6 protein-coding genes are annotated in these 8,828 nt (G+C 43.3%); 3 read left to right on the top strand and 3 right to left on the bottom strand.

Annotated elements, in window-relative coordinates; all coding sequences use genetic code 11:
- Nucleotides 1–29 precede the first annotated feature (29 nt).
- On the bottom strand, nt 30–1,679 hold the full coding sequence (locus B5J94_RS10165) for a mechanosensitive ion channel family protein (RefSeq protein ID WP_062500908.1): 1,650 nt from the start codon (nt 1,677–1,679) through the stop codon (nt 30–32).
- A gap of 453 nt (nt 1,680–2,132) precedes the next feature.
- Here B5J94_RS10165 and ahcY point away from each other — a divergent pair, with 453 nt between their 5' ends.
- Nucleotides 2,133–3,506, top strand: coding sequence for an adenosylhomocysteinase (gene ahcY, locus B5J94_RS10160; RefSeq protein WP_062500906.1), 1,374 nt, complete (start codon nt 2,133–2,135; stop codon nt 3,504–3,506).
- A gap of 93 nt (nt 3,507–3,599) precedes the next feature.
- A complete protein-coding gene (gene msrAB / locus B5J94_RS10155) occupies nt 3,600–5,285 on the top strand; it encodes a bifunctional peptide-methionine (S)-S-oxide reductase MsrA/peptide-methionine (R)-S-oxide reductase MsrB (protein ID WP_062500905.1) in 1,686 nt (561 codons plus the stop codon).
- A gap of 323 nt (nt 5,286–5,608) precedes the next feature.
- Here the strand turns inward: msrAB and B5J94_RS10145 are convergent, their stop codons facing one another.
- Complete coding sequence (locus tag B5J94_RS10145) at nt 5,609–6,136, bottom strand: methylated-DNA--[protein]-cysteine S-methyltransferase (protein ID WP_062501409.1); 528 nt, start codon at nt 6,134–6,136, stop codon at nt 5,609–5,611.
- A gap of 56 nt (nt 6,137–6,192) precedes the next feature.
- On the bottom strand, nt 6,193–7,131 hold the full coding sequence (ftsY, locus tag B5J94_RS10140) for a signal recognition particle-docking protein FtsY (protein WP_062501411.1): 939 nt from the start codon (nt 7,129–7,131) through the stop codon (nt 6,193–6,195).
- A gap of 292 nt (nt 7,132–7,423) precedes the next feature.
- Between ftsY and B5J94_RS10135 the strand changes: the two genes are divergently transcribed.
- Nucleotides 7,424–8,455, top strand: coding sequence for an ABC transporter substrate-binding protein (locus B5J94_RS10135; protein ID WP_079364114.1), 1,032 nt, complete (start codon nt 7,424–7,426; stop codon nt 8,453–8,455).
- Nucleotides 8,456–8,828 lie beyond the last annotated feature (373 nt).

The following is an 8,828-nucleotide window of genomic DNA, read 5'->3' as shown; positions in this document are numbered from 1 at the left end:
ATTTGGGGGTCGGTTCACTATACCCCTTTTTATGTTGCCAACTCATCAAACTCATCCTCCTTTTTAATCTTAATCTCTTGACTGGGCAAGGCGTGTTCTACATCATATCGTGCCACTTCATTTAACACATCAATGAGCAGTTCGCTTTGTTTTTTCCAAAACACCGTAACATCGGACGCATTGAGATAGCACCGCATTTCAATGACAAAAGCATCTTGGCGTAACTCACTTAACCTTACCAGTGTCCATTCATTATTGACATAAACGTGATTTTCCAAAAATAACTGCAAGTCATTGATAAGCCTGCCAATTTCATCAGGGTTTGCCGTGCGTTTTAGGTACAAAAAATGATAAAAATAAAACATATCCCGAGCGTCATAATTCTCAATCTGCATGGCACTAAACTCGCCATTTGGCACGGTTACAATCGTCCGAGACAACGTGCGAATACGGCTTGACCGAATACCAATATCAATCACCGTCCCTTCCATCGTCCCAAATCGACAATAATCCCCCACACGCACAGGTCTGTCCGCCACGACCATGACCGAGCCGATGAGATTTTCAATGGTTTTTTGAGCCCCGAACGCAAGAGCAAGACCCCCCACCCCCAAAGCGGCAATCCCTGTGGTCAAATCAAAGCCCAAATTACCAAAAATGATGATAATCGCCAAAATGAGCATAAAGGCTTTGGCAACCTTTCTAAACAGATTTAAAATAGACACCTGTTCAAGCCGTCTGTGCTTTCGGCTGTTTTCTTCGGCACGCATAAACACCGCATCAATGACACGCAAGGCAAGCCAAGCAGTCGCCAGCCACGCCACCACTTCAATACCCCGAGTTACCGCCGAGCGAAGCGTAACAGGCACCGCCATTTGCACCATCATCTCAGGGAGCATGGACGCCAAAATCACCACCGCCAACGGCAACAAGGCTTTGGAGGGTATGCCAAAGGGTTTGCCACGCACTTTGGGATATAAAAAGGCAAACACCCCCCACACCATCCAAAGCCCACCCCAAAGCAGTGACAAGCCAATGACCGTCAAAATAATAAACGACACAATGTCTGATATTTTATGCCCCAAAAGCTGTCTATCGCCAACAAAATCCAGCCCAAAAGCATCGGCAAGCGTGGTACGATTTTCAGTCAGATTTTTGGGCAATTTGGTAAGCGTGTCTTTATAAATTTGCCAATAAACCACATTATCCTTGTCGGTTTTTCTGATAAGTAGCAAATCTATTTTGTCATTATCAACATCAATCGTACCGACTTTTTCTAGGTTGCTTGGCAATCTGTCCGCCAAATCACCTTCGCTTTTGTCGCTGATTGACAAATCAGGTTGCAATCGTCCACCTTTATCAAGGGCAAGTTTTAGGTCATGAATTACTGTATCGGGTGTTTTTTGCTTTTTTAAAAAGTCAGAATCCAAATACTTTGATGTCAGCTCCACATCCTTATCCGACAAGGCTTTGACAAAGTTTTGCATGGTACTGCGTGGCGTATCTCGCCCAAAGCTGTCTTGGGGCGTGGGCGTTTCGCTCTTTGGAGCGGTGTCGGTCAAGGCGGTATTGGCTAAACCCGCCACAGACACGGCAAGGGACAGCACCGCTAGGACGATGACAAGGCAGGACTTAATAAAAACTATCGGACGAAACACAGATTTTGGCACGGTAGGCATGATGAATATGATTTTTTAAAATCGGCTATTTTATCATGTAATATTATCCGCTTGGTCTAAATTTTGTTATTTTGAAATTTATTCTTGTTTTGGTATAATAAGCACACCAAGAGATGTTGCAACTTTTTAAGTCAGGCTTGGTTTAATGATTTTAATATTATTAATTAGATAATATACCTAACGAACTTGATATTTACCACGGCTTTGTAGGGGCGTGCTGTGTACGCCTATAAAACTGGCATTATCAAAAGACGTGCTCAGCACGTCCCTACATTCACACATCATAAATTGTGGTGATTTTAAAGTCCTTTGGCTATATTTTTAGATAAGTTTGTAGGGGCAAATTGCAATTTGCCCTAAACTTCTTAACTATATTTTAAAAATATTTTAATCATTATAAAACAACGACATCTGCGTTTTTTATTCATCAATTTATTTTTTAAGGAAAACTGTATGAACGCAGTGTCAAATTTTACCGACTACAAAGTCGCCGATATTAGCCTTGCCGAGTTTGGTCGTAAAGAGATTAAACTTGCCGAAACCGAAATGCCTGCCCTTATGGGCATTCGCAAACGCTACGCCAGTGAACAACCCCTAGCAGGGGCAAAGATTGTGGGCTGTATCCACATGACCATTCAAACGGCTGTTTTGATTGAAACGCTTGTGGCACTTGGGGCCCAAGTTCGTTGGACTTCTTGCAATATTTTTAGCACCCAAGACCACGCCGCCGCCGCCATTGCCCAAGCAGGAATCCCTGTCTTTGCATGGAAAGGCGAAACCGAAGAAGAGTACGAGTGGTGCTTGGAGCAACAAATCCACAAAGACGGCAAACTGTGGGACGCCAACCTTATCCTAGATGACGGTGGCGACTTGACTGCACTCATTCATAATAAATACCCCCAAATGCTAGATACCATTCACGGCATTTCCGAAGAAACCACAACAGGTGTACACCGCTTGATTGAAATGCTTCACAAAGGAGAACTCAAAGTCCCCGCCATCAATGTCAATGACGCTGTTACCAAATCCAAAAATGACAACAAATACGGCTGTCGTCATTCTTTAAATGATGCCATCAAACGTGGTACGGACATGCTTTTATCTGGTCGGCGTGCACTTGTCATCGGCTATGGTGATGTGGGCAAGGGCTCAGCTCAAAGCCTACGTCAAGAGGGCATGATTGTGCGTGTGAGCGAGATTGATCCCATTTGTGCCATGCAAGCATGTATGGATGGCTATGAGCTGGTATCGCCATTTATAGATGGTGAACAAAATCAAGGGGTTAATACCGCTCTTATGGCGGATACCGACCTTGTCGTTACCACCACAGGCAACTATCATGTGTGCAACAGCGAGATGTTAAAGGCTCTAAAATCCACCGCCGTGGTGTGTAATATCGGGCATTTTGATACCGAGATTGACACTGATTTTATGCGTAAACATTGGAAATGGGTAGAGGTCAAACCACAGGTTCATCAAGTCTATCGCTCCGATGATGAGATGGATTATCTTATCGTCCTATCCGAAGGTCGTCTTGTCAACTTAGGCAACGCCACAGGACACCCCTCTCGCATCATGGATGGTTCATTTGCCAATCAAGTACTTGCCCAGATTCATCTGTATCAAGAAGCCTTTGCCAAACTGCCAGCTAATAAAAAACAAGACAGCGTCTATGTCAAAGTCCTACCCAAAAAGCTAGATGAGGAGGTGGCTGCTGCCATGGTTGCAGGTTTTAATGGTGTGATGACCAAACTCACCCAAGAACAAGCGGACTATTTGGGGGTAGATGTGAACGGCCCATTTAAGGCAAGTGAGTACAAATACTAAACGTAATATAGGCACGGTGTCGCACGTGCATCATTGATAAAATCAGCTGGCGACACCATTTAGATAATAGGTTACAACAGGAGTAAATTAAGCATGTTTTCCAAACGATTCGTCAAAAATATTGGCATTTTTGGACTTAGTGCCACCACAAGCATCTTTACGCTCATCGCTTGTGGCAAAGGCATCGGTGACCATCATGGCAACCAAACCGAGCTACACCAAAGTAGCGATGTATTACCCAATGAGTTATTATCGCAACTGCACAACTTACCTCAGATAACCTCAGGATTGGGCGATACAGGCAAAGAGGTCATCAATCCAAATAAACCCACATTGGTAAAATTCTGGGCAAGTTGGTGTCCTCTGTGCCTAGGCACACTACAAGAAACACAAGACTGGCACAACGACCCCAAATTTTCAGACTTTAATATTGTTACTGTTGTCAGCCCAAATCACCTTGGAGAAAAACCCACTCAGGCCTTTAAAGATTGGTATCAAGTATTACAAGCAGACTATCCTACCTTACCTGTACTAATTGACACAGAAGCGAAAATCATCACTCAGCTGGGCGTACAAGCCTATCCAAGTTGGGCAATATTAGACAAACACGGTAAACTTGTGTATCTTAACAGGGGAAATCTAAGCCAAGAACAAATGAACTATTTGGCAGATAACCCTAATGCCCTAGAAGCCTTAAAAACACAAAACAGCATCATGACCCAACCCAGCCAAAACACCAACTATTACAACAGTAATGGCAATACGGCTAACGTGAGCACCATCTATTTGGCAGGGGGCTGTTTTTGGGGTGTTGAGGCTTATATGGAACGCATTGACGGCGTTTTGGATGCGGTAAGTGGCTATGCCAATGGCAGTCCAAATCTACCAAATCCAAGCTATGAGGAGGTCATCAGAGGTTCAGGTCATGCCGAGACCGTCAAGGTAACATATGATGCTGACAAAGTGGATTTAGATACATTATTACAGTACTATTTTCGCATTATTGACCCCACCAGCATCAACAAGCAAGGCAATGACCGTGGCATACAGTATCGCACGGGCATTTATTACGTCAATACACAAGATAAAGCGGTCATTGATAAAGCACTAAACGTCTTACAAGATAAGTACCAACAAAAAATTGCCGTAGAAAACCTGCCGTTATCCAATTTTAGCATGGCAGAAAACTACCATCAAGATTATCTTACCAAAAACCCTGACGGTTATTGTCATGTTGATTTAAGTCTTGCCAATAAAAAAATCACCAAAAACAGCCCCAATACTTTGGCTCTGGCAAAGACCGTTGATGAAGCATTAGAACCAACACGCTATCAAAATTTTGATAAAGATAATTTAAAACAAACCCTGACCGATGCCCAATATCGCATCACGCAACAAGCAAAAACAGAATGGGCATTTAGTCATGACTATGACCAATTATTTGATGACGGCTTGTATGTAGATGTTGTTAGTGGTGAACCTTTATTTTTATCTACCGACAAATACAATTCTCGCTGTGGTTGGCCAAGCTTTACAAAACCCATCACCCCAGAGGTCATCACCGAACACAAAGACGACAGTTATAATATGATTCGCACAGAAGTGCGTTCAAGAGTGGCGGATTCACATTTGGGACATGTATTTGCTGATGGGCCACAAGACAGAGGGGGTTTGCGTTATTGTATCAATGGCAATGCACTAAAATTCATACCAAAAGCACAGATGCAAAAAGAGGGTTATGGAGCTTTATTGCCACTTATTTTACCTGCCAGACCGTAAATTTTGTATAAAGATTGTAGAGCTGGGTTATATTTTGCCTATGACATTATTGGCATTTAAAATGGATATAACCCACCTTGTATTTTTCGATTCAAATATTAGGGCGTGCCTGCCTTTTGTATTTGCAATTAAAATCACGAAAAATCGCACGTTTTTCAAGGAAAAAGTGAAGTTTGATAGTCGTTCTATCAAACGAGCTTTTGACTTCGAGCCACAAGATTTAGCCATTTTTCATGCAAAAACGATTAGTTTATTTATAAAATATTTCTATATTGTAAATAGTGTTATAAAGGGCAGGCACGCCCTATAAAGTTTTTGGGTTTTTATATCAAATTCTTACTCTCCAAATCAAGCAATATTCGCTTAATTGACACTCCACCTGTATACCCACCCAGCGTACCGTCCGATGCTATCACACGATGACACGGTATGATAAGCGAGATTAAGTTTTTGCCATTGGCGTTAGCACAGGCACGATGTGCGGTGGGCTTATTTATCATGGTTGCCAACGCTTTGTAACTTATCGTTTGTCCATAAGGGATTTGACAGAGCGTTTGCCAAACTTTTATCTGAAAATCGGTACCATGTGATAAATCAAGCGGTAATTCAAATACCATGCGTTCACCATTAAAATACTCGTCTAACTGGGTAATAACCTGCAAGGCAATTGATTGATTTTTATCATCATTTTTTAAATCTGCCTGTTTTATAAAAACTGCATGCTGATTTAATTTATCAAAAATTTGGGCGGTTTTATTATTATACCAATCCAATGCCAATAACTTGCCATCTTTTACCGTCAAAGTAATCATCGGCAAATCTATGGGCGGATAATAGTGTGTGGTTATCATAAGTTTGTTTTTAATTTATCCTTTATAATAAAAAGCGAAATACATTCGCCTTTTTGTCATTTTTCTTCGCCGATGAGTGCGTCCACAAATTCTTTGGGGTCAAAGGGCTGTAAATCATCAATCTGCTCGCCCACGCCGATAAAGCGAATGGGAACATCGGTTGTTTGGGCGACATTAAAGACCACACCGCCTTTTGCCGTGCCATCTAGCTTGGTGATGGTAACACCTGACAATGGAGCAACCTCGCCAAACAGATTAATCTGACTGATGGCATTTTGACCTGTACCAGCATCTAGTACAATCATGCACTCATGTGGGGCGGTCTCGTCTGCTTTTTTCATGACACGAATGACTTTTTCAAGCTCATTCATAAGATAAGTCTTGTTTTGTAGTCGCCCTGCGGTGTCAGCAATCAGCACATCAATGCCTTTGGCTTTGGCAGACTGCATGGCATCAAAAATCACCGATGCACTGTCCGAACCCTGCCCCTGTGCCACCACAGGAATACCGTTACGCTCGCCCCACACTTGGAGCTGTTCGGTCGCTGCCGCCCGAAAGGTGTCGCCTGCCGCCAGCATGACTGACTTGCCTTCGCCTTGTAAACGTTTGGCAAGTTTGCCAATGGTCGTGGTCTTACCCACGCCATTGACCCCCACCATGAGAATCACAAACGGCTTTTTGGTCGTGTCAATGACAAGCGGAGCAACTTTGGGCTCTAAGATGTCCACCAGTTCTTTTTTTAGGGCTTTATATAACGAATGCGAATAAATCAAATCGCCCCGTGCCGTCTGCTCGGTCAGGCTTGTGATAATCCTGTTGGTCGCATCCACGCCAATGTCCGCCACAAGAAGTTGGTCTTCGACTTCTTCTAACAACTCATCATCAATTTCTTTGCCACCGACTAAGGCATTCATCAGACCTTCTGATAAATTCTTACTGGATTTGGACAATCCTGCTTTCATGCGGGCAAAAAATCCGCTTTTATTCTCGCTCATGTCTGCTTGCTCATCTTATTAAATTTGCAATTAATAATAGCATATTTTTGGGTATAATTAAAATTTAGCGATGATAAAATGACAATATTTTTACAAAAACCGCTGTATTTTTGGGTTAAATATGTTAAATTATCTGCGTTTTAGTATATAACGCCAATCTCAACTTAATATGACAACTTATTCATTGTTCAATGATTGTTTTTAAATTGCAGGGGTAAATCGCCATTTGCCCTTAATAAAGCAAGCACTAATATTAAGTTGAGTATAGGCAACCTATTTATTAAGGATTTTTATGAAAACGTACGCCTTATCCGCCCTAACGCTCGCCATCACCCTACTGACCGGCTGTGGCAATGACAAACCTACCACCACGCCTGCCGAACAAACCACCCAAGACACCGCCACCCAAAAAGCCCCCAAAACCATTGCCATCAGTGCCATTGTGGAACACCCATCGCTTGATGACATCAGAAAAGGGGTGATTTACGGCTTGGGGCAACATGGCTACCAAGAAGGGCAAAATTTAACGGTAAATTTCCAATCAGCACAAGGCAACATGGCGACCATGGGGCAAATCTCCAAACAGTTCGCTGCCGACGCCCCTGATGCCATCGTTGCCATTACCACCCCCACCGCCCAAAGTCTAGCGACGGCGACCCAGAGTATCCCCCTGATTTATACTGCCGTCTCCGATCCTGTGGTAGCCAAACTTATCGATAATAACAACCAAGCCCTACAAGCGAACATTACCGGACTGTCTAGCCAGCTACCTCTCGAACCACAGCTTGATTTATTCACCCAAATCAAGCCTGACGCCAAGCGTATCGGCTTTGTATACAGTCCTGGTGAAGCGAACTCTGTGGTCATCAAAGAACAGCTTGCCATCGAACTACCCAAACGTGGCATGACCCTTGTGGACGTGCCTGCCAACCGCTCATCTGATGTCGCTGCCGCCACTCGTGCTTTGGGCGGGCGTGCCGATTTGATTTACACGTCCCTTGATAATGGCGTAGCATCGGCAATGGAAGCCATGGTTGGGGTTGCCAATGAGTTAAAAATCCCCGTCATCGCATCCGATGAGTTTAGTGTCAGACGTGGGGCGAGTGCAGGGCTTGGGGTTAATGATTTTGATTTTGGGGTAACCACTGCCAAACTGGTCGCCCAGACCCTAGACGGCACCAAGCCTACCGACATCGCCCCTGAGGTCATGAACAAGCTCACGCTCTATGTCAGCCCCAAACACGCCCAAAATCAAGGCGTAACCATCAGCGACGAACTCATGAAAGACGCCATTGACGTGGATAGCGTGCCACGTAAAGAGTGATTCTTAAAAAACCATCTTTTCAACACAAGTCATGCCAACATCCGATTAGCATGACTTATTTTTTACATAAAAGATTAGGGCGTGTTGAACGTTGATACACCCAATAAACTTTAAAATTACTATAAACGTAATGCTGTATGGATGTAGGGGCGTGCTGAGCACGCCTATAAAATTGGTGTATTATCAAAGGACGTGCTCAGCACGTCCCTACAAAGCCTGTGGTAAATATCAAATTCGTTGGGTGTAACATTCTTTATAAAAACGATGAAAATTTAACGCTTTTATCAATTTTTGCATGAAAAATGGCTATCCGACCACTTAATAGACTTCTTTCCAAATCCTGATTTTTATGGATTTTTAAAAACTTCAACCC

This window comes from Moraxella lacunata (genome assembly GCF_002027545.1).
GTDB lineage: Bacteria > Pseudomonadota > Gammaproteobacteria > Pseudomonadales > Moraxellaceae > Moraxella > Moraxella lacunata.
This window is presented reverse-complemented; position numbering and strand designations above follow the sequence as displayed.